The sequence below is a fragment of the Streptomyces sp. NPDC006739 genome (genome assembly GCF_042869815.1).
In the GTDB taxonomy this organism is placed as follows: Bacteria; Actinomycetota; Actinomycetes; order Streptomycetales; family Streptomycetaceae; genus Streptomyces.
Window position 1 is genome coordinate 36,927 of record NZ_JBIAGM010000037.1, and the last position, 24,779, is coordinate 61,705.

At 68.1% G+C, this 24,779-nt stretch carries 23 protein-coding genes, 4 pseudogenes and 1 riboswitch; of the genes and pseudogenes, 21 read left to right on the forward strand and 6 right to left on the reverse strand.

Translation table 11 applies throughout. The features are described 5' to 3' along the window. Positions 1-2: 2 nt before the first annotated feature. The 7 genes from dpgB to ACFYMM_RS39890 all read left to right on the forward strand — a co-directional run bounded on the left by dpgB (position 3) and on the right by ACFYMM_RS39890 (position 7,591). Positions 3-740 carry an enoyl-CoA-hydratase DpgB gene (gene dpgB, locus ACFYMM_RS39860; protein ID WP_388396543.1) on the forward strand — a complete coding sequence of 246 codons (738 nt, stop codon included), beginning with the start codon at positions 3-5 and terminating at the stop codon, positions 738-740. After that, positions 737-2,083 carry a (3,5-dihydroxyphenyl)acetyl-CoA 1,2-dioxygenase DpgC gene (gene dpgC, locus ACFYMM_RS39865; RefSeq protein WP_388396545.1) on the forward strand — a complete coding sequence of 449 codons (1,347 nt, stop codon included), beginning with the start codon at positions 737-739 and terminating at the stop codon, positions 2,081-2,083. Before dpgB ends, dpgC begins: the two co-directional genes overlap by 4 nt. After that, the gene (locus ACFYMM_RS39870) at positions 2,053-3,396 is read left to right on the forward strand and encodes a PLP-dependent aminotransferase family protein (protein WP_388396548.1); all 1,344 of its coding nucleotides are present in this window, start codon (positions 2,053-2,055) and stop codon (positions 3,394-3,396) included. The genes dpgC and ACFYMM_RS39870 overlap by 31 nt, the downstream gene beginning before the upstream one ends. Next, positions 3,393-4,421 carry a methyltransferase gene (locus ACFYMM_RS39875; protein WP_388396550.1) on the forward strand — a complete coding sequence of 343 codons (1,029 nt, stop codon included), beginning with the start codon at positions 3,393-3,395 and terminating at the stop codon, positions 4,419-4,421. The genes ACFYMM_RS39870 and ACFYMM_RS39875 overlap by 4 nt, the downstream gene beginning before the upstream one ends. A gap of 5 nt (positions 4,422-4,426) precedes the next feature. Beyond that, positions 4,427-5,644, forward strand: coding sequence for a cytochrome P450 (locus ACFYMM_RS39880; RefSeq protein ID WP_388396603.1), 1,218 nt, complete (start codon positions 4,427-4,429; stop codon positions 5,642-5,644). 68 nt (positions 5,645-5,712) lie between these two features. Next, positions 5,713-6,405, forward strand: coding sequence for an iron-containing redox enzyme family protein (locus tag ACFYMM_RS39885; protein WP_388396553.1), 693 nt, complete (start codon positions 5,713-5,715; stop codon positions 6,403-6,405). A 94-nt stretch (positions 6,406-6,499) separates the two neighbouring features. After that, the gene (locus tag ACFYMM_RS39890; RefSeq protein WP_388396556.1) at positions 6,500-7,591 is read left to right on the forward strand and encodes a class I SAM-dependent methyltransferase; all 1,092 of its coding nucleotides are present in this window, start codon (positions 6,500-6,502) and stop codon (positions 7,589-7,591) included. Here the strand turns inward: ACFYMM_RS39890 and ACFYMM_RS39895 are convergent. Continuing rightward, positions 7,570-8,535, reverse strand: a complete 966-nt coding sequence (locus ACFYMM_RS39895; protein ID WP_388396558.1) for a LysR family transcriptional regulator — start codon at positions 8,533-8,535, stop codon at positions 7,570-7,572. The two genes, ACFYMM_RS39890 and ACFYMM_RS39895, sit on opposite strands and share 22 nt — an antisense overlap. 431 nt (positions 8,536-8,966) lie before the next feature. On the opposite strand from ACFYMM_RS39895, the gene ACFYMM_RS39900 reads away from it, so the two are divergent. Then, positions 8,967-9,908 carry a helix-turn-helix domain-containing protein gene (locus ACFYMM_RS39900; RefSeq protein ID WP_388396562.1) on the forward strand — a complete coding sequence of 314 codons (942 nt, stop codon included), beginning with the start codon at positions 8,967-8,969 and terminating at the stop codon, positions 9,906-9,908. Positions 9,909-10,859: 951 nt separating this feature from the next. After that, positions 10,860-12,071: a hypothetical protein gene (locus ACFYMM_RS39905; protein ID WP_388396565.1), complete on the forward strand. Its 1,212-nt coding sequence runs from the start codon at positions 10,860-10,862 to the stop codon at positions 12,069-12,071. A gap of 319 nt (positions 12,072-12,390) precedes the next feature. Here ACFYMM_RS39905 and ACFYMM_RS39910 read toward each other — a convergent pair whose 3' ends face one another. After that, positions 12,391-13,602 carry an alpha/beta hydrolase family protein gene (locus ACFYMM_RS39910; RefSeq protein ID WP_388396568.1) on the reverse strand — a complete coding sequence of 404 codons (1,212 nt, stop codon included), beginning with the start codon at positions 13,600-13,602 and terminating at the stop codon, positions 12,391-12,393. A 477-nt stretch (positions 13,603-14,079) separates the two neighbouring features. On the opposite strand from ACFYMM_RS39910, the gene ACFYMM_RS39915 reads away from it, so the two are divergent. Then, positions 14,080-14,577 (forward strand): transposase, encoded by a 498-nt coding sequence (locus ACFYMM_RS39915; RefSeq protein WP_388396571.1) that lies wholly within the window; start codon positions 14,080-14,082, stop codon positions 14,575-14,577. Positions 14,578-15,162: 585 nt separating this feature from the next. Beyond that, complete coding sequence (locus tag ACFYMM_RS39920; protein ID WP_388396574.1) at positions 15,163-16,266, forward strand: hypothetical protein; 1,104 nt, start codon at positions 15,163-15,165, stop codon at positions 16,264-16,266. Positions 16,267-16,776: 510 nt separating this feature from the next. On the opposite strand, the gene ACFYMM_RS39925 is transcribed toward ACFYMM_RS39920, so the two are convergent. Continuing rightward, positions 16,777-16,950, reverse strand: a complete 174-nt coding sequence (locus tag ACFYMM_RS39925) for a CsbD family protein (RefSeq protein ID WP_388396577.1) — start codon at positions 16,948-16,950, stop codon at positions 16,777-16,779. Positions 16,951-17,088: 138 nt separating this feature from the next. Between ACFYMM_RS39925 and ACFYMM_RS39930 the strand changes: the two genes are divergently transcribed. Next, positions 17,089-17,259, forward strand: a complete 171-nt coding sequence (locus ACFYMM_RS39930) for a hydrophobic protein (protein WP_388396580.1) — start codon at positions 17,089-17,091, stop codon at positions 17,257-17,259. A 133-nt stretch (positions 17,260-17,392) separates the two neighbouring features. On the opposite strand, the pseudogene ACFYMM_RS39935 reads toward ACFYMM_RS39930, so the two are convergent. Continuing rightward, a pseudogene (locus ACFYMM_RS39935) lies at positions 17,393-18,576 on the reverse strand (IS110 family transposase). Positions 18,577-18,886: 310 nt separating this feature from the next. Here ACFYMM_RS39935 and ACFYMM_RS39940 point away from each other — a divergent pair. The 9 genes and pseudogenes from ACFYMM_RS39940 to ACFYMM_RS39980 all read left to right on the forward strand — a co-directional run. Further along, positions 18,887-19,145 (forward strand): annotated as a pseudogene (locus ACFYMM_RS39940) (IS5/IS1182 family transposase); the annotation flags it as partial. A 173-nt stretch (positions 19,146-19,318) separates the two neighbouring features. Beyond that, positions 19,319-19,555 (forward strand): HTH domain-containing protein, encoded by a 237-nt coding sequence (locus ACFYMM_RS39945; protein WP_388396581.1) that lies wholly within the window; start codon positions 19,319-19,321, stop codon positions 19,553-19,555. A gap of 86 nt (positions 19,556-19,641) precedes the next feature. Beyond that, entirely contained in the window at positions 19,642-19,989 is a 348-nt protein-coding gene (locus ACFYMM_RS39950; protein WP_388396584.1) for a WYL domain-containing protein, read from the forward strand. Between the two features lie 23 nt (positions 19,990-20,012). Continuing rightward, positions 20,013-21,761 (forward strand): serine/threonine-protein kinase, encoded by a 1,749-nt coding sequence (locus tag ACFYMM_RS39955; RefSeq protein WP_388396587.1) that lies wholly within the window; start codon positions 20,013-20,015, stop codon positions 21,759-21,761. A gap of 31 nt (positions 21,762-21,792) precedes the next feature. Beyond that, positions 21,793-22,035: a hypothetical protein gene (locus ACFYMM_RS39960; RefSeq protein ID WP_388396590.1), complete on the forward strand. Its 243-nt coding sequence runs from the start codon at positions 21,793-21,795 to the stop codon at positions 22,033-22,035. 63 nt (positions 22,036-22,098) lie between these two features. After that, on the forward strand, positions 22,099-22,407 hold the full coding sequence (locus tag ACFYMM_RS39965) for a hypothetical protein (protein ID WP_388396592.1): 309 nt from the start codon (positions 22,099-22,101) through the stop codon (positions 22,405-22,407). Positions 22,408-22,517: 110 nt separating this feature from the next. Beyond that, entirely contained in the window at positions 22,518-22,847 is a 330-nt protein-coding gene (locus tag ACFYMM_RS39970; protein WP_388396595.1) for a hypothetical protein, read from the forward strand. A 316-nt stretch (positions 22,848-23,163) separates the two neighbouring features. Further along, positions 23,164-23,249, forward strand: a riboswitch (ZMP/ZTP riboswitch). Between the two features lie 22 nt (positions 23,250-23,271). Then, positions 23,272-23,529: pseudogene (locus ACFYMM_RS39975) on the forward strand (tetrahydrofolate dehydrogenase/cyclohydrolase catalytic domain-containing protein); the annotation flags it as partial. 34 nt (positions 23,530-23,563) lie between these two features. Continuing rightward, positions 23,564-23,635, forward strand: coding sequence for a hypothetical protein (locus ACFYMM_RS39980; protein ID WP_388396606.1), 72 nt, complete (start codon positions 23,564-23,566; stop codon positions 23,633-23,635). A gap of 458 nt (positions 23,636-24,093) precedes the next feature. Here the strand turns inward: ACFYMM_RS39980 and ACFYMM_RS39985 are convergent, their stop codons facing one another. Both ACFYMM_RS39985 and ACFYMM_RS39990 read right to left on the reverse strand, forming a co-directional pair. Then, positions 24,094-24,342: a hypothetical protein gene (locus ACFYMM_RS39985; protein ID WP_388396597.1), complete on the reverse strand. Its 249-nt coding sequence runs from the start codon at positions 24,340-24,342 to the stop codon at positions 24,094-24,096. Positions 24,343-24,695: 353 nt separating this feature from the next. Then, positions 24,696-24,779, reverse strand: a pseudogene (locus ACFYMM_RS39990) (transposase); the annotation flags it as partial.

Below are 24,779 nucleotides of genomic sequence, written 5' to 3' on the forward strand. Positions count from 1 at the left end.
GCATGAGCGCGCGACGCGGCGAACCGGATCTCACAGATTCGTTCGAGTTGACCTTACGTGTCGACCCCAAGGCACCACTGGGGGAGTTGACCGCGTCGTTGAACGCGATATGCGACCGAGCCGAAGAAGACCCACAACGCGGGGCCGGCGTCGTGGTGATCGGGCTCGGAACCATCCCGCCGGACGACCGGTGCTGGCCCGTCGGCGTGGAGACTCAGCAGGTCAGTCGATGGGAGAAAGCGGTTTGTCGGCTGGAGCGCCTGACGACTGTGAGTGTGGCCGTAGCCGAGAGCACCTGCGGTGGACCGGCACTCGACCTCCTTCTGGCGAGCGACTACCGCATCGCCACCCCTGACGTCAGGCTGCTGCTGCCGGTCAGCGAAGGCCGCCTGTGGCCCGGGATGGGGGTGCACCGCCTGGTGAACCAGGTGGGCGTGACCGCGGGCAGGCAGCTGCTGATGTGGGGCGCGGAGTTGACCGCGCGGCGCGCCCAGCAACTGAATCTGGTCGACGAGATCACCACGGCCCCTTCGGAGGCGGTTCGGTCGGCGGCCCTGCTGCTGGGCAGAGCGGCCGGTCGTGACCTCGCCGTTCTGCGCCAGCTGATCCTGGAGGCGCCGACCAGCACCTATGAGGAAGCCCTGGGCGTCCATCTCGCCGCCTGCGACCGGGAAATCAGGCGACGCGGACAGGACAGCGCAGAAGAGGGGCCGAAGGACAGGGAGCGCACTGAACGATGACGGGCACGCACGAACCGAAGGATGCCGCCCCCCTTTTCCGCGGCACACTCACAGAGGATGCCGACGCGTTGACCCAGTCCGTCCAACGGGGAGAGACGCTGCTCGGGAGACTACCGACCAAGCCGCGACGAGACGCGGCCCAGCAGCGGGCGGCAACAGACGTTCTCACGCTGTGCAACCGCCTACGCACGCAGTTCCTCACGGCGCACGCCGGAAGCGTCTACGACGCCGTCACCGAGTCCCGCACTCGATCACTCCGCCTTACGGAGCTGCTGTTCACCGTGTCGGAGGTGTTTCCCGGGCTTGTCCCGGATCGAGCGCACATGGCAGCGGAGGGCAAACGGCCACAAGCCGACAAGGACGGTCTGGAGATCGCGCAGGGCATCTTCCTGCGTGCGGTCCTGAACGACGAACTCGCCGGGCGGCATCTCATGAACGTCATGCTGCAGCCGACCCAGCGGGCGACAGCGCTACGGGAACAGTTCACGCGCGGCGACCGCGTCGAACTGGAGACCGTGGTGGTGGAGCGGCGGGGCGCGGCCGCGCACGTGACGTTGCACAACCTTCAGTGCCTCAACGCCGAGGACAACCGACTCGTCGACGATCTGGAGACCGCCATCGACCTCGTCCTCCTGGACGACCGGATCCGTGTCGGCGTGTTGCGTGGCGGGGTGATGACGCATCCCCGCTACCGGGGCCGCCGCGTGTTCAGCGCCGGCATCAACCTCGCCGCACTCGACTCGGGCGAAATCTCCTTCCTCGAGTTCCTGATGCGCCGTGAACTGGCTTGCATCGGCAAGATCGTATGGGGGTTGACGACCGCCGAACAGGAGGACCCCGTCGGATACGTCCTTCCCGCCCACAAGCCCTGGGCTGCGGCAGTCGACTCGTTCGCCATCGGAGGCGGGATGCAGCTGCTGCTCGTCTTCGACTGGGTCATCGCGGCCTCGGACACCTATTTCAGTCTGCCTGCCGCGCAAGAGGGCATCGTGCCGGGAGCCGCCAACCTCCGCCTCACCCGCTTCACCGGAAGCCGGCTGGCTCGCCGCCTCATCCTCGGTGGCCGGCGCATACGGGCCCTGGACAGGGAAGCCGCGCTCGTGTGCGACGAGGTGGTGGAACCGGAAGAGGTCGACGCAGCCGTCGAACGGGCCGCGGACGCCCTCGACAACCCCGCCGTGGTGGCCAACCGCCACATGCTCAACCACGCAGAAGAATCCCCCGAGGCCTTCCGCCGGTATCTCGCCGAGTTCGCGTTCATCCAGTCGCACCGCTTGTACGACATGGACGTACTCGACAAGCTGCGCCGTACATGGTCCACGTCCAGGCGGGTCGGAGCCTGATGGTGCGGTTGCCGAAAGCAGAATTGCACGGCGTCCTGGACGATCCCGCCCTGGAGTCGATCGAGTTCCTCAACGAGATCATGACGAGGTACCCGGACGCGATCTCGTTCGCTCCGGGGGCCCCTCACCCGCGGTTTGTGAAAGACCTCGACGTCTCCGACTGCATCGACGTCTACACACGACACGTCAGCGTCTTGCGCGGCACCACGCAGGCGCACGAGCACCGGCGTCTGCTGGAGTACGGACCCAGCCGCGGGCTCATCAATGATCTGATCGCCGACGCCCTCAGCAAAGATCACGGCCTGGACCTGTCGCCCGACTCCGTGGTCGTGACCGTGGGGGCGCAGGAGGCGATGCTGCTCACGCTGCGTGTGCTGTGTCGGCCGGGACGCGACCTGCTCGCCGTCGCCGATCCGTGTTTCACGGGGGTCACGGGCGCGGCGCGACTACTGGACATCGGGATCGTCCCGATCGCGGAAACCGAACACGGCCTGGACCACGATGCGTTGGCCGCGGCGTGCCGCGCCGCGCGACAGCGGGGCCGAACCGTGCGCGCCGTGTACGCTGCCCCCGACCATTCCAATCCCTCGGGATCCGTGATGACCCTGCGGGCTCGGCACCAGCTCCTGTCCGTGGCCGAGCGGGAGAAGCTCCTGGTCATCGAGGACAATGCCTACGGCTTCACCGCCGCGCCGGGACACGAGTTGCCCTTGTTGAAGGCACTCGACACCGACGGACGGGTCATCCTGGTCGGAACCTTCGCCAAAGTGTGTACGCCGGGTGCGCGCGTGGGCTTCGCTGTGGCGGATCAGGTGGTGGCGGATGCCGACGGCTCGCACCGCGTTCTCGCCGGCCACCTGGCCGCCGCCAAGAACGCCGTCACCGTCAACACGTCTCCCATCTCGCAGGCGATCATCGGTGGGATGCTCCTGCGGAACAACGGGTCCATCAAGCAGCTCGGCCAGGAGAAGTCGGCGCACTACCGAGAGCGGCTTGCCGTGCTCCTGGCCGCACTGGACCGCTCGTTGCCCTCCGGCACCAGACCCGAGGGGGTGCGCTGGAACCGGCCGCGCGGCGGCTTCTTCGTGCGGTTGAGGCTGCCTGTTCCAGTCGATGTCGCACTCCTGGAGCAGTGCGCCCAGCAGTTCGGCGTCCTATGGACACCCATGTCCTATTTCCACCTCGGTGACGGAGGCGGAAACGAACTGCGGTTGTCCTGCAGTTACCTGAGCAGCCAGGAGATCCGGGAAGGCGCGCGCCGACTGGCCGCCTTCGTGCATCACGCCACCGCATCGACAGGGGAGCAGCCGTGACTCGGACCACGCAGCCGGCAACCGTTCCCGCACGCCAGGACACGGCGTTGCAAGCGATGGCCAGCCTGGCGACACCCATGGCCATACGGGTGGCCGCGACCCTGAGGATCGCCGACCGCCTGACCGACGCCCCCAAAACGGCGGCCGAGTTGGCAATCGAGGTCAAGGCGGACGGCGCCACTCTCGAGCGGCTGCTACGCCACCTCTGCGCGCTGGGGCTTCTGCGTTCTGCGCCGACAGGCCGCTACCTGGTGACGGAACTGGCCGCGCCGCTGCGTGCGGGCGACCCCAGCGGGTTGTGCGCCCGGCTGGACCTCAACGGCGCGGAGGGCAGCGCGGATCTCGCCTTCGTGAACCTTCTGCATGCGGTCCGTACCGGTCAGGCCGCTTTCCCCGCCCACTACGGGCACTCCTTCTGGGAGCACCTGGCGGACGACCCCGCACTTGCCGCGGGCTTTCACCGGCGTATGGGCAAGGCAGTGGAAACCATAGCGGAGGACATCGCAGCCGCCTACGACTGGGAGTCGGCAGCACACGTGGTGGACGTGGGCGGGGGAAACGGGACACTCCTGATCGCCCTGCTGGACCGCTTTCCGCGCCTGCGGGGCACGGTCGTCGACGTCTCGACCGCGGCCGGACCCGCACGACAGGCGCTGGCGGAGGCGGGGGTGGCGGACCGAGCGCAGTTCGTTCCCGGGAACTTCTTCTCACCGCTTCCGACCGGGAAGGGCGTCTACGTGCTGTCCGCCATCCTGCACAACTGGAACGACGGCGACGCGCGCCTGATCCTCGAGCGCTGCGCTCAGGCGGCGGGGCCCGGCGGCACGGTGCTGGTCATCGAGAAGATCGGCGCGGACGGTGAATCGGCCACGACGGAGGAGGACCTGCGGATGGTCACTTACTTCGGGGCGAGGGAGCGTGGACTGCGGGAGATAAGCGCCCTGGCGGAGGAAGCGTCCTGCAAGGTGTCCGGGATGCACGCCGCCGGCTCCTACGCCATTGTCGAATTGACGGCACAGACGTGATCCAGATGCGTCCCACGACCTCAGAAGGCAGGCGTCGCCCGTTGCTCACCGCGCTGCCGACCTTACGAACAGACCCCTTCACCCCGCCCGTCGACCTGTACCGGCTCAACGAGGAAGGGCCTCTGCACCGCCTCGTGTACCCCGACGGCCACATGGGGTGGCTCGTCACCGGACATGCCCTGAGCCGGTCCGTACTGGCTGATCGACGCGTCACTGCCAGATCGGAGACGAGGCGCCTGCCCATCCGGAGGCCGGGAGCGGATCCCTTTCTGGGCACCCCGGCCCTACCGGGCTGGTTCGTGGACATGGACCCGCCGCAGCACACACGGTTCCGTCGGCTGCTGGCCGGGCACTTCTCCGCCCGCCGACTGAACTCGCTGCGCTGCCGTGTCCAGGAAATCGTCGATGCGCACATAGCGACGATGCATCACACGAGTGCCCCGGTCGACCTCGTGGCCGCCTTTGCCGTCCCCGTTCCCTCTCTCGTGATCTGTGAGCTACTCGGCATTCCGCCCCTTTTCCACGCCGCGTTCCAGCATCACAGCGCCACCGTCTTCAGCCTGACCGCCAGTGCGCAGGAAAGTGCCGCCGCCATGTCGGCACTGAGCGATCGCATGACCGAAATCGTGCGCGGGAAGCGGCGCCACCCTGAAGACGACCTGCTGAGCCGGCTCACGGCCAGTGATCTGTCGGACGAGGAGGCGGCCGGCACCGGCGTCTTCCTCTTCGCGGCCGGCCACGAAACCGTGTCCAGCATGATCGCTCTGGGTGTGTTCGCCCTCCTGTGCCACACCGAACAGCGCAATGCCCTGCAACGCGATCCCGATCTGGCCGATTCCGCCGTCGAAGAACTGCTTCGCTACCTCACGATCTTTCAGTTCGGGGTGCCACGAACCGCTTTGGAGGACATCCACCTCGCTGGGGAGTCCATCACGGCGGGCGACAGCATCACCGTCTCGCTTCCCGCCGCCAACTACGATCGCGCGCAGTTCGCGCACGAGCACACCATGAAGCTGGACCGTACGAACTCCGGGAACCTGGCTTTCGGACACGGACTGCACCGATGTCTGGGGCATGCCCTGGCCCGCCTGGAGCTACGGATCGCGTACACGGCTCTCCTGCACCAGTTGCCCGGACTGCGCCTGGCCGTGCCTGCGCGGGACGTCCGACTGGCCCATGAGTCCGGGTTCTACGGCGTCCACAGCTTGCCGGTCACCTGGTGAGGACGGCCGGCAGGAATGACGCAGACCACCACTCCCGCCCCCTCCCCGGTGATCGGAGAAAGCAGCCCATGGCAGAGAAACTGGACCGCGAGCGACTCGAAAATCTCGCTCTGGAGCTCACCCACAAGCAGTTCGACCAGGTGCCGCTCCTGCGGGAGTGGCATGAAGGCACCTGGACGGACCGGGAGTTCTACAAGCGGTACATGGTGGAGGTCGTTCTGCAGATCCGTCTGAACAACGTCGCGGACGCCTACGCCCTGTACAAGGCGAGTTACGGCGATTACCGCCTTGCGGCGAAGCTCGCGCGGTATCTCGCCGACGAGATCGGACACGAGGGCATGTTCGTCAAGGATCTCGCCCATCTCGGGGTGACCTTGGAAGAGATCAACGCCACAGACGTCTACCCGGCGACAGCAAAGACCATGGGGTATCTGCGGATCGCCACGGACGAGCGAGGCCCGGCGCCGGTCGCGCTGTGGGACTGGTATTTGGAGTGGTGGTCCGACCGCTATATGCAGGCCATCACCGATGCCGCGGCCCGGGAGTTCGGGGCGCAGTGCACACGCGGCGCCCAGGCTCACATCGACTTGGACGACTCACACGGCCACGACGACATGATGTTCGCCACGACGGCCCAAGCGGTCGAGGTCTACGGCAGCGCGGAGAAGGCCTACGCGGATCTGGCGATCTTCCTCGATCTGGGTACGGAGCTGTACACCCAGATGTTCGACGAGACCGTCGCCTCACGCGCCGCGGTGTGACACCGCTGGCCCTCACCTGTCCATATCGTCGGGGGCCGACAGTGCCCCGGCCGGCCGTTTCGATCCGCCGACGCAACCGGGAAAGGACGTAGGCATGCTGATCCACCACCAACTGACGGTGAACGGTTCGTCGACGACACGTGTCCTCATCGACCCGGACGCCGGCCAGGGCTCCACCGTGTGGCCGAGCGTCGGCGAATATCCCATCTACGACGAGGTTCTCTACGACACCCTGTCGAGCGATGCTCTGCGCAATGAGCGCTTTCGAGCGGCCTTGCGGAAACTGGCACCAGGGCGGGTCGCCCTGGACATCGGCACCGGGCAGTACCTCAACTGGGCTCGGGAGAGCATCCGTTCAGGGGCCGAACATGCCGTCGCCATGGAAGTCATGGACGAGACCTTCCGCGCCGCCGAGCACAACCTTCGGGCATGGAACCTCGATCATTCGATCACCCTTCTGCACGGCAACTCCAGCGAGCTCACCATAGAGCCGCAGGCAGACCTGTGTGTCGCCGAGATCATCGGCTCCATAGCCGGTGCGGAGGGAGCCGCGGCGATCTTCAGCGATGCGCGTCGCCGTCTTATGACGGATGACGGCGTCGTCATTCCCGACCGCTGCACCACGCAGGCTGCCGGGGTGTGTCTGCGGAAGGTCCTCGACCGGCACAAGATCGCGTTCTCACCGTCCGCTGTGCCCCACCTCACCAAGATCTTCGCCTGGAACCAGGGATTCTTCGACGTCAGGCTGCGCATCAAGGAACCCGATCCGCGAGGCGTGATCACCACCAGTGCGCCGATCGAGGAACTCCACTTCAACGGTGACCTGCGCACCGAGCAGGAGCAGCGGGTCGAGCTGGAGGTCGATCGAGCGGGACATGTCGACGGTGTCCTGCTGTGGCTTCAGCTGTTCCACCTCCCCTCGTGCCCTCCCCTCGACGCCTTGGCGCACCACACCAGTTGGGCCTCCGTGTACATTCCACTGTTCCCTTCCGAGATTCCCGTCGAGCGTGGTGACCGCCTGGCGTTGACAGTCGTCACACAGACAAGCGATGACGGGATCCACCCCGACTACCACGTGACGGGCGCGCTGAGTACGGCGAACGGCCGCTACATCGGGGAGCACATCTCGGCACACCACGGCCACACGTTTCGGAGCCACCCTGTCTACCGAACCCTGTTTCCCTGATCAGCAGGAGAGAACGCTGCGGTGGTCGCCTCCACGAAGGCACGTACGGCAGGTGACTCCGCAGTCGTCCGCCACACAGGAACGATGACGGCGTCGGACAGATCTACGACCGGGACAAGTGCCAGCCCCGGGTAGCTGAGTCGCTGCAGCAGTGAAGCCACCGACAAGTGCAGAGCGCGCCCTTGACGGACGAGTGTGAGGATGTCCTCAGGCGGTAGGTCCGCACGCCCCGTCAACTCACATAAGTCTTCCCGGGTGTAGCTGAGCCTCTGCCCGTCAGGTGTGCGCTCGGGGGTCCACCTCTCACGCAACCCCGGGTCCACGGCCTCCGGCAACCGCAGCAGTTCGTACGGCCTGAGATCATCGAGGCGGACGGCATCGTACCGTGTGAGTGGGTGCCCCACGGGCACCACCACGCCGCGTCCCTCGGAATGCAGCACTTCGCCGACCGTCAGTCCCTCGCTCTCCGCGGCCTTGCCGTCGGGTCCCGGAGCCCAGACGAGCGCGACGTCAGCTTCCATCTCGGTGAGCAGAAGAGACGCATCGAAGAAGCGATTGATCCAGGTCAAGTTGAGTGTGAGGTCGCAGTGAGGGTGCGTCTGCGCGAAGGTCGCGGCCACCTCACCAAGACGCGCGTGCCCGATCTCGGGGACGTAGGCGACACGGAGTTGTCCGGCGGAGTTGCGTACGTAGGCCCGGCAGTCTGTCAGCGTCCTGTGCAGTTCTTCGAAGCCGCGGAGCGCTCCGCCATGGAAGCGCTCACCGAGCGGGGTCAGCCTGACGCGGCGGCTGTTCCGCTCGAAGAGCGCCGCACCGACCTCTCGTTCCAGGGCCTGGATGGTCTGGCTGACACGGCCCTGACTCACGCGTAGTCGAGTGGCGGCCCTGCCGAAGTGCAGTTCCTGCGCTACCGCCAGGAAGGTCTGGACTTCGCGCAACTCCATGTTCCCCCTTGGACGGCTCGACCAAGTCCACGACGAGCAAAGCCAGCTCTGAGATCAATGAAGTCAAGCCCTGTGGGCCGGATGCTCGCGTTCGGCGATCCACGATCCATCACCGAACCCGGTAATTTTGTAATCGGCGCATTGGTACAGGTCGATCACGCCACCGGGTCGACATCGCCACGGCGGCTCTGCTCGCTGGGGCAGTCATGGGGCCGAGTGCCGGATCGGTGCCCCGTCGCATGTGTTCCTCCTGATCGCTCCGAACTCTGTCCACGCACTGCTGGTTCGGGATGTGCATCGCTCCTCCTCGACCGTAGGTGTGATCCGTGGCTCCAGGGCACCATCGCGCGCACCGCGGCCCCCCAATTCGTGCACAGGGCATAACACGGCAGTAAAATGCCTATGCAAGGACAGGGGTTGGAGGTACCGCGATGACCGACCGCAAGGATTGCCGATTAAGCGGAACCGAGTCGTTCGAGGCGCTTGCCTCGGCCTTGTTCGCCCCGTTACGGGTGACCGACCAGGGCCGGAAGGCGTTCGAAGCCGTGGTCGACCACACGGACATCGGGCCCCTGGTCGTCGCTCGTATCCAGGCCACCGCCGCAACGGTGACGCGGGACAACCGCTGCATCACCTCCAGCGACATGGAGTGGGTTCATTTCAATCTGCACCACCACGGTCCGGTCACGGCGACCCAGGACGACCGGACCGTGCCGGTGAAACCCGGTGAGCTGTTTGCCTGTGACAACACCCGGCCTTACCGGCTGATCGGTGCCGATCTCATTGACATGACCGTGCTCTGCGTTCCCCGGGCAAGTCTCGGCAGGCACGCGAACTCCATAAGCCGGCGCACGGCGCTGCCCGTACCCACTCGAGATGGGATCGGCAGACTCCTCAGCCACGCGTTGTCGACGGTCAACGAAGACCTCCCTCATCAGGGTGTGGCACGTACGTATCTGGCCGACGCACTCACCGCGCTCCTCCTTGCCGCTTTCGCCGACACCACCCCTGAACGCGCTTGCGTCGCCAGCGCACTCGTCGACCGTATCCGCGCCTATACTCTGGCCCACCTCGGCGACTCTCGCCTCAGTGGGGAACGCGTCGCACGTCACCACCACATCTCGGTCCGGCACCTTCATGCGCTCTTCAAAGGAAGCGACCTGACCTTCGCCGCCTGGGTCCGGCATGAGCGCCTGCTACGGATCCGCCGGGATCTTCTCGACCCTGCCTCCGCGGACGTCTCCACAGCCGCGATCGCAGCACGATGGGGAATAGACGACAGCAAACACCTGGGCAGGGCGTTGAAACGCGAGTTCGGTGAAACCCTCAGCGATCTGCGCCGCGAGCAGGGCGGTCTGTCTGGGAGCAGGTAGGTCGCGCGACCGTACCCGCCCTGGCCGCGGGGTCCGATCGGCTGTCCGCTACGGCGTCGGCACCAGGTCGGCGGTCGCAGGAGCGTGTCTGAGAGACCGGGTAAGGCCGTGACGTGAAAGGCTGGCCGGAGCCCAGGCTTGGGCCCTGGTCGGCCGGGACGGACGTGGCATCGGCTGCGTGCCCCTGCCCACACCGCCGACGGTCAACCTGGGTGGCCGCGACCGGTGTCCGCGCGAGGGCACGTACGTACGCCGCCGGACGTGACGGGGCAGCTCGCCGTGGGCGTTCCTGGCCCTGGTTGGGATTCCCGAGATCACCGCCGTAATCGTGGACAACGTGTTCAACGAGGTCGTGCCCTCGTACCCCGGGCGAGACCGGGAAGCGGCGCGGGCAGGAGCCGACGACGCGTAGACGGGCGGAAGGTAGGCCGGCGCGTCCGGCCACAGCTGACTCATGACCGGAGTCGAGCACTTCTCCGCTGCCGGGCGATAGCGTCGGCCGGCTGGCCGTTCCTGGCTCTGCTGCGCGTGTTCCCGATCGCGTTGATCACCGTGCCGATGATGATGTGGGACCGCTGGCCGACGTCAACCGCGAGTTCGGCTTCTGTACCCCCTTCGACGACCTCCTCGGCGGCCTACCGCCCGTCACCGCGACGCTCTGCACCGGCGGCATCGATGGACCGCCCGCGCCCCCCCGCGCAGATGTGATGCGCCAGAAGCAGACGTCGGCGACCCTTGGGCCCTGCACGCCTGTCTGCGCCGGCGCAACACACACCAAGGGCGGCCACCCCCACGTCCTGGCCGCCCACAAAGCGGCAGTCGACACGCGTCCGGCGGGCTCGGTTCACGGCAAACCCACACCAAATCGATGGGAACCCGGCAGGTCGGGAGGAACGTCCTTCCCTCGGAAGCGGTCCACACAGACGATCGGCGGAAGTGGGGATGAGGGACGTGCCGTTGCGAGGCCCCTGGCATCGGTGGGCGCTCGGACTGTGGGCGCTGGTGTGGCTGCTCGTGTACATGCCGGGCGGCGGCTACTCGTGGCACTACTTCGCCCACGGCAGTGCGCTGATGTTCGACGGTTCCCGTGCGAGCCCGACGGGCGGCCTGCACCTCTACGCGAACTATCCGGGCCTCCAGATAGGTCCGGTCGCCTTCGTCGGCGCCGAGGCGCTGCGCACGATCGGGTCCGACAACGGGATGGTGGCGGGCCAACTGGCGATGACGGTCGCCGGCCTACTGGTGCTGCACACCCTGGAGCGCTGCGCGGTGCTCGCACGCCCGGACCTGACGCGACGCCCGGCCGCCGTCAAGCGGGTCATGCTCCTGGGCGGGGGCGTGTTCCTCGTCGTATGGGAGTCGCTGTCCGTGCACTACGGCCACCTCGACGACGTGCTGGCGCTGCTCTTCGCCGCGCTCGCCGTCAGGGCCCTCATTGCGGACAACCCTGCGCTGGCGGGGCTCTGCCTGGGCCTGGCCGCCGATTCCAAGCCCTGGGCACTGGCCTTCCTGCCGCTGGTCCTGGCCGTGCCACGGCTTCGGCGGCGGCACGTCGCCGTCTACGCGGCCGCCACCATCCTGCTCGCCTGGCTGCCCTTCGTGATCGCCGACCCGGGCACGCTCACCGCCGCGCAGTACACCATCGTCAACGAGCCCTCCTCCGCCCTGCGCGCGCTCGGCGTCGCCACGGCCGGGACACCCTCGTGGGACCGCATGGCTCAGCTCGGCCTGGGCTGCGGCCTGGGCGTGCTCGCGGTCGTGCGACGCCGCTGGCAGGCGGTGCTGCTGCTGGGGGTCGGCGCCCGGATCGTGCTGGACCCGGGCGTCTACGACTACTACACCGCCGGCCTGCTCCTCGGCGCGCTGTGCTGGGAACTCCTGGGCCTGCAGCGCCCCGTCCCCATATGGTCTCTGGCCGCCTTCATGGGCCTGCATCTGGCGCCGGGCGTCATCGGCGACGCGTCCCTGCTCGGGACCCTGCGGCTGTGGACGGTGCTGCTGCTCGCGGCCGGCGTACTGCTCCTCCCGCAGTGCTGGTGCGCGCAGGAGGTACTGCCAGGGGCCGCTGCCGACGCGATCGCAGACCCGGCAATGGTCTTCGGTGACGTCCATAGGCTCCCGAAGCGGCTCGAGACGGTGTCGGCCGGACGTGCCGACCAGTAGCTGGGGCCAGCTGCTGCCCGCGCCTCATCGGCGCCTTCCGCTGCAGGCCGGTTCGGATACCGAACGGTGGCCCCTTTCCGGGTGCGCATCGCTGCTCAGTCGGCTCGCGGCGATGGAGGCGAGGCGGACGAGTTTGGAGGAGTGCACGCCGTTGCGTGCATGTCGTGTCGTCAGCGTCCGTCAGCCAGCCAGCCAGCCAGCCGGGCCGTGCGGGCAGAATCCAAGAGATCACCGGAGGGGTGAGTCATAACACCTTGTTGCGGTCGATCGTGACGCCCCGGCCGTGCAGCAGCAGTGGACATCCCTTGCCTGTCGTACCTCAGCCGCGGTCGGTGCGGAAGGGGGCGCAGGGGGTGGGCGTGTGCCCTGCGTGTGTGTCGAGGAAGGTCAGGAGGTCGCAGATGGACTCGCCGAGGACCTGGTCGTGGCCCGCGCGGGGATAGGTGCGGGCGGTGGTCGCGGGCGAGCCGAGGCGGCGCAGGTTCTGGACCACGGCAGCGGTCCACGCGGGCGGCACGTCGTGGTCGTCCTGACCCTGGACGACCAGGACCGGTGTGGGGACGGCGGCTCGGTCAGGGTCTCCGTAGGCGCCCATCTGTTCACCAATCCGGGCTAGCTGGCCGGTGCTCAGCGGAAGGGCCTGCTCCGTGTCGAGGTGGCTGAGCGACCGATAGCCGTCCGCCTGGCACTGGGCGAGGAGCTGGACGGCGAGGTCTGCCGCCGGGACCCCGAGCAGTGACCGCAGAGTGTGGGAGGGGTCGGCGGCACTCAGACCGGCCAGCGCGTAGAAGGCGAAGGACAGCTCGCTGGGCACGTGCGAGGCTTTGACGCCGGGCAGCATTGCTTCCAGGTGGCTGGCCGGGGCGATGGCGACCGTACCGGCCAGGCGGGTGGCTCCCGTTCGGCCGGGAGCCTGGGCGGCGAACAACGCCGCCTGCCCGCCCTGGGAGTGCCCGACGGCGAACCAGAGGTTTCCGAGGTCGGGCAGGAGGTGGTGGGCGGCGGTGACGATGTCGGCGACCGCGTTGCCCTCGTCCGCGCCGACCAGGTAAGTGTGCATGCCGGGGGTGCCCAGGCCCGGATAGTCCGAAGCGGTCACCGCGTAACCCGCCTGCAGCAGTGCGCGCACTTCCTTGGCGTAGGCGTCGGACCCCAGGTTCGCCAGCTGCGAGGGCGCACAGGAGTCGGCGACGCCCGTGGTGCCATGGGCCCAGGACACCACAGGCCACCCGCCGCGAGGCGGTGCGCCCGGTGGGAGAAGGACCGTGCCGCTGACGGGGACGTCGGCCCGGCGGGCGTTCACCGAGTGGTAGAGCACGGTCCAGCGCCGGGCGCCACCGAAGCGCGTGTCACTTCCGTGGTCGGTTGCGGCAATCAGCGTGCCCGGCGGGCGATCGGGCAGCGGCCGCGGCACCCGGTAGGTGTGGTCGACCACCGAGACCTGAGGCAGGGCCGGACTGGCGACCGCGTCCGTGGCGCGCCCCGACGGCTCCCCGGCACAGCCGCCTGCCGCCATCACGAGCACGACCATGACCGCCGCCGTGAGAAGCGGCCCGGCACGGTGCACCGCCCGCGCAGCCGAACAGCGCAACCGGGCATGGAGTTCGCTTGACGTGCTCACGTGACCGTCCCTTCGCAGCCGCTGACTATGATCACCTTGACATCCACAACCTCGGGTCGCACCCAGGACGCCGTTGGGGTGCGACGCCGCGCAGCTGGTGCTGCTTACCGGTAGCTCGTTGATTCGGGTGGCGGTACGGGGTGACGCCAGGGTGGGTTGGTCGTAGGCCGGTGGGTAGAGTCAACTGCCTTGCCGGGGCTGAAGATGACCGCTGGCCGTCCGTGTCCGCCTGCGCCGGGGCCGGGGCCGTTGGAGGACTACCGGCCGGTTCGACGACCTCTTCTTCGGCCTGGCCCAGCGGCGAGGGAAGGTCGAGCTGGTCAACGACCGGCGCCTTGAGCTGCTGCGCGATCAGTCGGCGACGGCTCAGCACGACGGCGGGTCATCGTGATCCACGATTCCGGGGACCGCAAGGACGGCACGGGGATGGCGCATGGGGGCCGGCAGTGGCCGGCCCGGCTGGGCAAGACGGACAACGGCATCGTCACGGTGACCGCGGGCTCGACCGACGGCCGCGTCTACTGGCCGCTGCACGCGTCTTCCTGCACCCCCGCCCATCCCTTCGCCCGCGGCCGCTGGTATTCGGCCTCCCGTACGAACTTGTATCCGGCCGTCCGTACGAAACCGCAGCCGGCCGCATTCCTCGCGGCCCGCGGGAAGGAGGCGGGCTCCGGCTGCCGGGCGGTGGTCGCCGACTGCGCCTACTCGGGAGCGACGACTGGTACCGCTCCGACCGTGCCATCCGCCGCCACCAGACACCAGCCGTCACCCGCAACAGTTTGGTGGCGAGCCTGGACGGACGCGGACCCACCCTCCGAGCTCCAGGCCCTGATCGACGCGGTCACCACCGGACACGGCCTCCACCTCTACCTCCGGATCCAATGAACTACCGTTCTGGGCCGCCCATGCGCCGACCGGGGTCATGAGCCCTCCCGGACCATCCGCCCGGCGTGAAGTCGTTCACCTGCTTGCGCGCCCAGGCCGATGAGCGGTAGTCGGCGGATGGCCGATCGATCGGAGTAGGCGCATCAGCCCTCCGGACGCGAGCCGCTCGTTCAGGCGGACGACGAAGCGCGGGCTGGCCCCGTCGAGGTCCGTCGCTGTCTCGGGGCCACCCCCGAAGGTCGGTCTGAACAGGGCCGGCCGGTGCGTCGTGAGGAAGGCGACCCGCCCCGCCGCCGGACAGGGCGGGCTCGTGGGACAGCGCGGCGGCGGTCGATGGTGGCAGGTCCGGCGCGGCTGTCAACGCGTCCACCATGGCTCCGGCGAGGGTTGGGCGGCGGCAGATGAAGCAGGGCCACAGCGGTGCCCGAACACCGATGGCGAGAGGTTCCTTTTGCGGACGTGGGCCGCTTCGCTCACCGTCAGAGAGTGAGTACCTCCTCTTACAAGACCCCGGGGCCGGTCCTCGGACGCAACACGGCGGCCTCCCCAGAGCGCACCTGGCTCGGCGCGCGGCCACCGGGTGTCATGGCGGCCCTGGCACTCTTCGCGGCCATCCGCCTTGCTGGCGTCATGGCGCTGGTCGCCGTGAGCACGCTCATCGGACGGCCCCCGCTGAAGAGCCTGGCGCACTCCTGGGACTCGGTCTGGTACCTGCACATCGCCGAGCACGGCTACGGAACCCGCATCCACATTTCCGCAACGGGGGCGCTCCAGACGGACTGGGCATTCTTCCCGCTGTACCCGGTGCTCATTAGGGCGCTCAACCGCTTCCCGCATGTGAGCCCAGGGGCGGCGGCGCTGCTGATCGCCTGGTTCGCGGCAGGTATGGCCGCATACGGCATCTACGTGATCGGCCTTCGGCTCCACGGGCGCGCGGTGGCCACGGTCATGGTCGCGATCTGGGCCGCTCTGCCGCATTCGGTCGTCCTCTGCCTGGCCTACACCGAGCCGCTGTTCAGTGCCCTCGCTGCATGGTCCCTGAATTGCGTGCTCAAGGGCCGCTGGACGGCGGCTGGCGCACTTGCTGCGCTGGCGGGTCTGACCCGGCCGAGCGGCATCGCGGCGGCAGTGGCCGTCGTCGCCGCGGCCGGGTACGAGGCGGTGCGACAGCGCGGCCGCGTCCCTCCCGGGCTTTGGGCAGGAGCTCTTCTCGCGCCGTTGGGCTGGGCCGGTTATGTGCTGTGGGTCGGGCAGTACACCGGTGATCTGCTGCACGGGTACTTCCAGGTCCAAAGCGCCTGGGACTCCCGCCTCGACTTTGGCACCGGCACGCTGGAGTTCCTCAAGGCGCTGCTCCTGCGCGGCGGCGGGGCCGTACAACCGATCGCCCTGGTGATCGTCTCGGCGAGTCTCGTGCTGTTTTTCCTGCTGTGCCTGGACAGAGCCCCACTGCCCCTGGTCGTCTTCGCCGGCGTCCTGCTGGCCATGGTGACCGTGGTCTCCGGCCCCTTCTCATCCAAGCCCCGCTTCCTGCTTCCCGCGTTCCCGTTGCTGCTGCCCATGGCTTGCGGCCTGGTGCGGGCATGGCGCACACGACCGGCAGGCGCCGCACTGGTGGGAGGCAGCCTGGCCGCCGCGTCCTTGGTCTACGGCGCGTATATCGTGCTCGTCGCCCATCAGCCCCTCTGAGGCGACCGAGAAGGCTTACCCGGAGTCAGACGTACTCCGAAGGCAGTAGGGCGATCAGGCGGCCCCAGGACGGCCGGCCTCGCTGAGTGTGCGGCCGTGGTCCTCGATGACGTTGTCGCAGGGGATGGTCTGTCCGAGGTCACTGCCGGCAGAACGCGGCACCCGGGTTGACGCCGTACGCGACCGGGTGCGCGTCCTGAGCGATGAAGTAGGCAAGCACACCACCGCACGCATCCTCCAGGGCCCGGTCACCCACCGGCTCCACTGGTTGTAGGCGGTACGGAGAGGAGCCTTGACCTCAATGGACTCTTCCACCTGCGACGCCCGGGTACTTCTCGCCGATCACTTCCCGGGTGCCACCCGCTCCCGCCTATATACGTGCCCGAACGGTGTAAATTTTCCGTTCCTGTCCGGCATGTGAAGTGTCGGCTCACCTGTCAGTACTTCTTGCCGCGCCGAAAGGGGCCTCCCCAATTGGGGAGGCCCCTTTCGGCTGGGGGGAGGGGGATGTCAGTGCTTGAAGGCGTCCTTGGTCTTTTCCTTGGCTTCGCGGGCGTCGCCCGTGCTCTTCTCGGCCTGTCCCTCGGCGGCCATTCGGTCGTTGCCGATGGCGCTGCCCACCGTCTCCTTGGTCTTGCCCTTGGCCTGCTCGGTCTTCGCCTTGGCCTTCTCGCTGGCAGTCATAAAAGGGGCCTCCTCAGACCATCTGTGTCACTGTCGTGGTACTCCCTCGTGCCCCTGGGGTCTCCTCGTAAACAAAGGCTGGGTTGAGGAATACACGCCGAATCGCAGGGCAGTCGGTGGGCCAGGAGGTTGATAACGATGGTTCCCCTGCTTCTGGTTCTCTTGCTTGCCCTGATCCTTTTCGGTGCGGGTTTCGCGCTGAAGGCGCTGTGGTGGGTTGCGGTGATCGTGCTGGTCGTTTGGCTGCTGGGCTTCGTCGTACGGTCCGCGGACGGTGCTGGCCGTAAGGGCCGCTGGTATCGCTGGTAGGCACGGGCCTTGGGCGTGCGGTGAGGGGCGCTGTTCGTAGCGGAGGTTGAAGTGGGGCCCGGTCGGGATGACCGGGCCCCACTCGCGCATGGGGGTACTTGCTGTCACGGGTAGGGATTCCTCATGCTGTCTGTCAAGCCACAAGTAGCGGTGGAGGTGTCGGTTCGTAGCACGTCCGTCGCGTAGGAGGGCCCGGAGAACGTTGACGCGGCGGCGGGCGAGGGCGAGGACGGCTTGGATGTGGCCCTCGGCACGTTTGCGGTCGTAGAACCGGCGGAAGTTCTCGCAGTACCGGATGCTGCACAGCGCCGAGATGGAGAAGACACGCTGGAGTCTGCGGTTGTAGCGCCGCGGTCGGCGCAGGTTGCCGCTGATCTTCCCGGAGTCGCGGGGAACCGGGGCGACGCCGCCGAAGCCGGCGAGGCGGTCGGCGGTGCCGAAGACGGTCATGTCGCCGCCGGTGGCGGCCAGGAACTCGGCGCCGAGGATGACACCCAGGCTCGGCATGCTGGTGACCACGTCGAAGGTGTGGTGCTGTCGAAACCGGGCTTCGATGGCCTTGTCGAGCTCGGCGATCTGCTGGGTAAGGCTGATCACCTCCATCGCCAGCGTGCGTACCAGCTCGGCGGTCAGCTTCTCGCCGGGAAGGCTGGTGTGCCGGCGTTCGGCGGCCAGCAGGGCAGTCTTGGCGAGTTGGCTGGCACGCAGGAACTTGCGGTTGCGGAGCCAGGTGGCCAGGCGTTTTACGCCGAGGCGGCGAAGGGCGGCCGGGGTCTGGTAGCCCGTCAGTAAGGTGAGCGGGCCGGTGTTGGTTAGATCCAACGCCCGTTCCAGGCCGGGGAAGATGCCTGTGAGGTGAGCGCCGAGGCGGTTGACGGTGCGGGTGCGGTCGGCGACCAGGTCCAGGCGGCGGCCAGTGAGGAGCTTGAGGTCGGTGATCGTGTCTTCGCTGGTGCGTACGGGGTGCAGGTCGCGTCGGCGGCGGACCTGGTCGGCGATGACGGCGGCGTCCTTGGCGTCGGTCTTGCCTTCGCCGCGATAGTTCTCGGAGGCGCGATGGATGGCCCGGCCGGAGAGGTAGTGCACCGGCTGGTCGTGATGGAGGCGGAGCGCGATGGCCAGGGCGGCTCCACCGTCGGCCTGGTCGATGCCTCAGGCCACCTCATCGCCCAGAGCCAGGACGTCGGCGAGGAGTTGGAGCAGTTCGGGCTCGTCGTTGGCGACGCGACGTGACAGCAGCCGATGGCCGCTCTCATCGATCACGACGCAGTGGTGATGGGTCTTCCCTGCGTCGATGCCGGCCCAGATGGCGATCATGTGGTGCGTCCGTGCGGTGTAGTACTGATCCCTCCCACGGACGACCTCGCTGTCGGTTCCCTACTCGGCGATCATTCGCATTTCCTGATTGGCAGCCGAGTCGTCGTGGAGTGCCGGGCGGCCAATCAGTGGGAGCCACGTCATCGGCTATCAGGTGACAGCCACACCCGGCACTCCTGGGTGGGTGAACCGTACGAAGGGCTCACCGCCTCCCACAGGAAAACGTAGGGATCGGGTGACGGGATCAGTACCCGCAACGCACGAGACTCCCGTGCCGTGGGGTGAGATGTCGCACTCCACGAGGGTGCCGTCCACCCGCACCCACCGGATCATCCAGATCTGCGAGCACCAGGGCGCTCCCATCCTCGCCGACCGCGCGTACATGGGAACCGGCCCCTGGGTGACGACACCCATCAGACGCCCGCCGGACCGTGACCTCACGCCGCCCCAGCAAAAGTCCTGGCGGATCTTCCGCACGTCGCGGTGTAGTCCGAATTGCATGTCGTCAATCACCACATTGAATGTCGTCGATCGCCACGGCCATCCTCACCCTGGAGCGGCAGCGCTGAAACACCTCACTGTTTCTGGCCCAGCGATGGTTGGCGGCGGTACGCCCGTGCGCAGCTCGGCGTCGTCGCCGGTGCGACGCACGGCTTCACTCTGTTCCCGCTGCCCATCACCGAGCGGGAACAGGAGCGTGAGCGGGAGTTCCTGGCGACGGCGGGACGGTAACGTCGGCCTGATGAACCACACTGCCCGGCTCGGCTCCATGCGCTGGTGGAAGAGTCGCGCGCGGCAGCGCCGCGGCCGTTGGCATTCGCGCGCGCTCGCCGCACGGTTCGAGGTCAGCACACGCACGGTGCAGCGTGACCTGCAGGCGCTGATGGAATCCGGTGTCCCGGTGCGCACCACACCGGAACGCGACGGGGACGATCGACCCGGCGACGACGCTGCCCCCGATCCACTTCACCGCCGATGAAGCCTCGGCGTTGGCCGCCGCTCTGGCCGCGGCCGACGCCTCCGCCCCCCCCCCACTCCGGGGCGGCCCGGGAACTGGCCACACGGATGTCACACCATGGTGCTGCGGCTGTCCTACAACGACGGGACAGGACACGAAAGCGACCGCGTAGCGCAACCGCCGGACTGCTCACAGCCGACGGCCGCTGGGATCTCATCGCCTGGTGCCGCACACGGCGGGCCGGCCGAGGCTTCCGGCCGGACCGGATCGCAGCAGCGGCTCCAACGGGTGAGCAAGCGCAGCCCCATGAGCTGGCCGAACTGCTACTCGGCGTCGCAGGACTGCTGGGCGAGCCCCTTGTGAACCGATGTGAACGTGTCATGTGTAGATTGAGCTCACGCGAACGCCGGGCGGAGCCACGTGCTACCGGCCCGCAGTGTCCCGCCCTGCTGTGACCCGAGTCCCGCCCGGAGAGAACATGAGGAGACTGGATCCCGGGGATCCGTCAGCGATAGGCGGCTATGCGCTGCTTGCGGTGCTTGGATCCGGGGGCATGGGGCGGGTGTTCCTTTCCCGTACGGCTTCCGGGCGGCTGCTGGCGCTGAAGACGTTGCGGACCGAGTTCGGGCTGGACCAGGGTTTCGAGGAGCGGTTCGCCCGCGAGATCGCCAGCAGCGATCAGGTGCGATCCGCCTGGACGGTGCCGGTTGTCGACTACAGCGCCGCGGGGCAGCGGCCCCAGTGGCTGGCCACCGAGTACGTCGCCGCGCCGTCCCTCGCGGACTGGGTTGAGCGCAACGGCCCGTTGCCCGAGCCCGCCGTCCGGGCGCTCGCCGCGGAGCTGGCGGAGGGGCTGCGGGCCGTACACCGGGCGGGGCTTGCCCACCGTGACGTGAAGCCGTCCAACGTCCTGCTGGCCCGTCGGCACCCCCTGCTCATCGACTTCGGCATCGCCCGTGCCGCTGACGACACCCGGCACACCAGAACCGGCGGTGTCATCGGCTCGCCCGGATACATGGCACCGGAGCAGGCGGCGGCCGGGATCTCGGGTGAGCCCGGCGACGTCTTCTCCCTGGGAGCGACGCTGGTGTACGCCGCTACCGGCAACGGTCCCTTCCTGCACCCGGGCGAGAATCCCTCGGCGGCACAGCTGCTCTACCGGATCGTGCACGAGGAGCCGACGCTCCACGGAGTCCCGCCCAAGCTCGTGCCGCTGCTTGCCGCATGTCTGCACAAGTCGCCGCAGGAGCGGCCCACCGCCGACGAGCTGATGGAGCGCATCGGCGCGGCACCGGGTATGTGGGCGGCTGCCCTGCCATCGGATCTGTCGGCGGACATCGCCGTGAGGGAAGCCGAGTCGCAGGCGCTGCTGCGGTCCCCGGTGCCATTGCCGCCGCCTCCACTTCCACACGAGGCGCTCACGGCTGGGTTCGGGCCGCCCGTGGAGGGCAGCGGTGGTCGAGCGTCGACGGCTTACGGGCCGTCTGCCGAGGGGCCTGTCGAGGGCAGCGACGGCCCGTCGTCGGCTGGGTTCGGGCCGCCCGTCGCCCACGTCGATCCAGGCGCCGTACACCTGCGTCCGCCGGCCCTTCCGCGCGGAAGTCTTCCCGCGCGCGGTCACGTCGGCCCACCCGGCACCGGGCCGGTCCCTGGGCCCGGTCGGCGGACGGCGCAGCTCCGCATAGCCGTCGCCGTCGCGGGCATCATGGCGACCGCGGCAGTTGTCATCGCCCTCGCCTGGCCGCAGGGCGGTGAGGACGGGGCGGACGGGGCGGACGGTGTCGGGCGTACGTCTCCGTCACCGAGCCCTTCTCCCTCGAACTCGTCCCCCTCCACCGCGGCTGACGCCCTGCCCGCCTCCTGGGTGGGCACCTGGGCGGGGACCGGTCCCGGAGCCGTCAACGCGGGCACGCGCGAGGTGTCGGTGACCGTCACCCTGCACGCGGCGCACCGGGGCGACATCGTCGGCCGACAGATCAGCCATGTGATCGACGCCGGCAGCGGCCGGGACATCGGGTGCACCGAGACGTTGCGTCTGCAGGAGACACACGGCACGTCCATGGTCTTCGAGGCGGCCACCAGCACCCCGACGGAGCCGTCCACCGGCCTGCTGTGCGTGCGGGGCAACATCTATACCCTGACGAAGACCGGGGCGGACACCCTGGCCCTGGGGGACGAGGGCAGTCAGACGGCGGGCTCGCCCTCCCGCCTGACCCGCTCATCATGATCCGCGGCGGACGCGCGCTCATGCTGCAACGGTGCTTGTGCTGATCGCCGGGTGTTGGCTGCCGGTCGAAATCATGACGGGTTTGCCACTCATGATGGTGATGTTCGGGGATGAAGAAAGCCCGCTGGTGGGGTTCCAACGGGCTGTCTGGTCTTCATCGTGTCATTGGGAAGTCGACGGTGCCCGGGGTGGGCCCGGTCGGCATTCGGCGGTGACTTCGGCGACGGCGGTTCTGGAGCTGGTCTCCTCGACGATCGGCTCGCCCTCGACGTAGGCGGGCAGCCGTGCCTGGACGGCGAGGTTGTTGACGGCGCGGGGATAGCCCCCGGGCGGTGTCGTGGATCATCGCGATCGCGTCGTCGGTGAAGAGGGCGTCGGTCCGGCCAGTGAGCGCGAGGTGGTGGATCAGGTAGGAGGCGGTCTCCTCGCCGTTCGCAACCGCGACGGTCTTGCCCACGCCGACCTCGCCGGTGAGCACTCCGATGGCGCGCTCGCCGATGCACCAGGTGATCCGGGTGACGGCCTGCGCGTGGGAGGAGTGCCGGTGCAGCATCGAGCGCGTCAGGTCCTCGCCGAATGGCATGCGCGTGAAGCCTCGGTGTGCGGTCAGTTTGTCTATCAATGTCCGTCCATCCTCTCCAAGTAGGCTATTGCGCAGTCCAGTTCGGCTGAGGCCTGCTCGGTCCGGCAGTGCAAGCGGACCGAGAGCCGCAAGCTCTGTGCGGCCGTGGTGGCAGCCAAGTAGCGTGTGCGCTCATGAGCGACCATCGGAAGACCGGCCTGGGTGACGTGCTTGCCCACGTGGTGAACTGCGACCACGAGGGCGAAGAGCCCGACCTCAGCGGTGGTCGACGAGTCGAATACGTCGTGACCGGGATCCGTGGAGCGCTCGTCGACGCCCATGCCGTCGACGACCCGACGAACATGTACGTGAGCTCGGCGGCCGCTCTCTCGCAGAACCTCAAGACCGAGGTCAGCTCGTTGCTCGGGCGCCACTTCAGCTGCCGTGTCGTGCCTGGCAACCCCGGCGCCTTCTTCGTCGACTTCCTGGTGGCCCCAGAGCCAGGCGCCCAAGCGTCCGCGTGACTGGGAAAGCCCTTCGGGACCAGATCACCGCTGGTCACGAGTTTTCCTCGGTCAGCTCGAAGGCCGAGGTCGGCTGGTCCTGGCCCGACAGGAAGACCTCGTGGTGGATCCGCCGGCCGAGCTCCTTCGTCCGCTCGTTGTCGATCAGTTAGTCGATCGCGGTCGGCGCTGGCGGGGCCGTTCGCGAGGCCACCGGCGTGTGGACCCGCCTGGAATGGTCATGTGAATTGACGTCACCGCAGGGTGATGGGCTCTCGCAAGTCGCTCCCGGCCGAGGACGCTGGCGGGGTGTGAGCGTGCTGCGCCTACTACTTTTCAGCTGCGCCGTGACTGGCGCTGAGGTGGAGCACCACCGGGGAGCGGTCTGACGAGACGTCGTTGCCGTACGCCTGGGCGAGTGGTCAGCAACGCCTGGAGGGCAACGATGTCCGCGACTCGGACGGCCCAGCTCATGGATGGCGCCAGCCTCGCCAAACGCATCGTCGGAGAGGCTGCTGCCGGAGCGGCGGAGATCTCACGGCACACGGGGACCAGTCCCTGCCTGGCGACGGTGCTGGTGGGAGAGGATCCCGCGTCGGCCACGTACGTTCGCATGAAACGAGCGCGGTGCGCGAAGGCAGGCATCAATTCCCGGCATATCGGTCTGCCCGCCACCACCACGACCGCCGAACTGATCGACACCTCTGATCACTCCCCCTCCCGGTGGCGTTAGGTCGATGACCATTGCTGTCCTGCTCGCGCAGACCGTGGAAGCCGCCGCGAACCAACTCGGCACGCGCCATCGCTGACGCAGCACCGGCCCTGGGCCGACCCGCGTGGGATCTGACGCCGGAGGACATCTTGAAGCGGCGGATCGCGACCGCGGGGAAGTACGGGCCCGCCGCCCGGGATTATGCGATGTTCCGGACCCTCTATCACGCAGGCCTCGGCTCGGAGGAGGCATCGCTGCTCCACATCCGCTTCGGTAAAGGGGCCCACACCTCCGGGCCCCGCCCCAGCTGCGTGCCCATGCTCGACGGCCTGGACCTGGTGCTGCGATGGTTCCTGGACGACGTGCGCCCCAAGTTCCCCGACTCTCCGGGCTGTTCGCCGACGAGTCCGGCGGAGCCCTGCATCGCGGAACGATCCGCAACCGGCTGCGCTATCTCATGGAGCCCGAAGGCCGGTCGGCCCCGGAGCGGTTCAGCCCGCATGCCCTGCGGAGGGCCTGCGTGCCCGGGTGAGGTGGGAGACCCCACGACGGGCTTCACGCGGCTGCGGGCGGCCCCTCGTCGTCAGCCGAGGGGTCAACCGCCGGGTGCGGCTGCTCCTCGTTCTCGTCCGGCTGTGGAGCCCGGTCGTTCTTCTTGGTCAGCCGCTCCCATGCCTCACGCGCTCTACGTGCGGACTCGAAGAGGTCGGGAAGTTGGTCGAGTACACTCTTTAGGGCGTAGATCGTCAAGGCGACCACGCCAGCGATGGCGAGAATGGTGATGGTGATGGCGGTGTCGTCCACCGATCCCTACCCCCTGTCATGGGTCGGATCGGGTGCGCGGGCAGCCTCGATCCGAACCCTCACGGTTCAGGTCGAGACACCCACGCTGACGCTGACGCGAATGTTCTCGGTCGGGCCTATTTTTCTGCCCGCATCAACTCTCGGTACTGCCACTGTTCCCGTAACACATCAGTGCAACTGACCTGCGTCTTGGCGAGTAGAGCGAGATCTATCGCCAGGACAGCGCTACCGATGCGTACCAGCAACCCCGCGCGAAAGCAGGGCTGTTGGTCGGATGGGTTGGTTGCGCAACCCACTGCGGTCAGCGTAGCGCATACAGTCGTGATCCTTGCCAAGACGCAACTAGTGCCGCATCAGGCAACGTTCGCCCTGTTCACGACCTCACGGAGGCGTTCGTCGGCGGCATGCTTGTTCCGCCAGATGATGTAGCGGCGGAT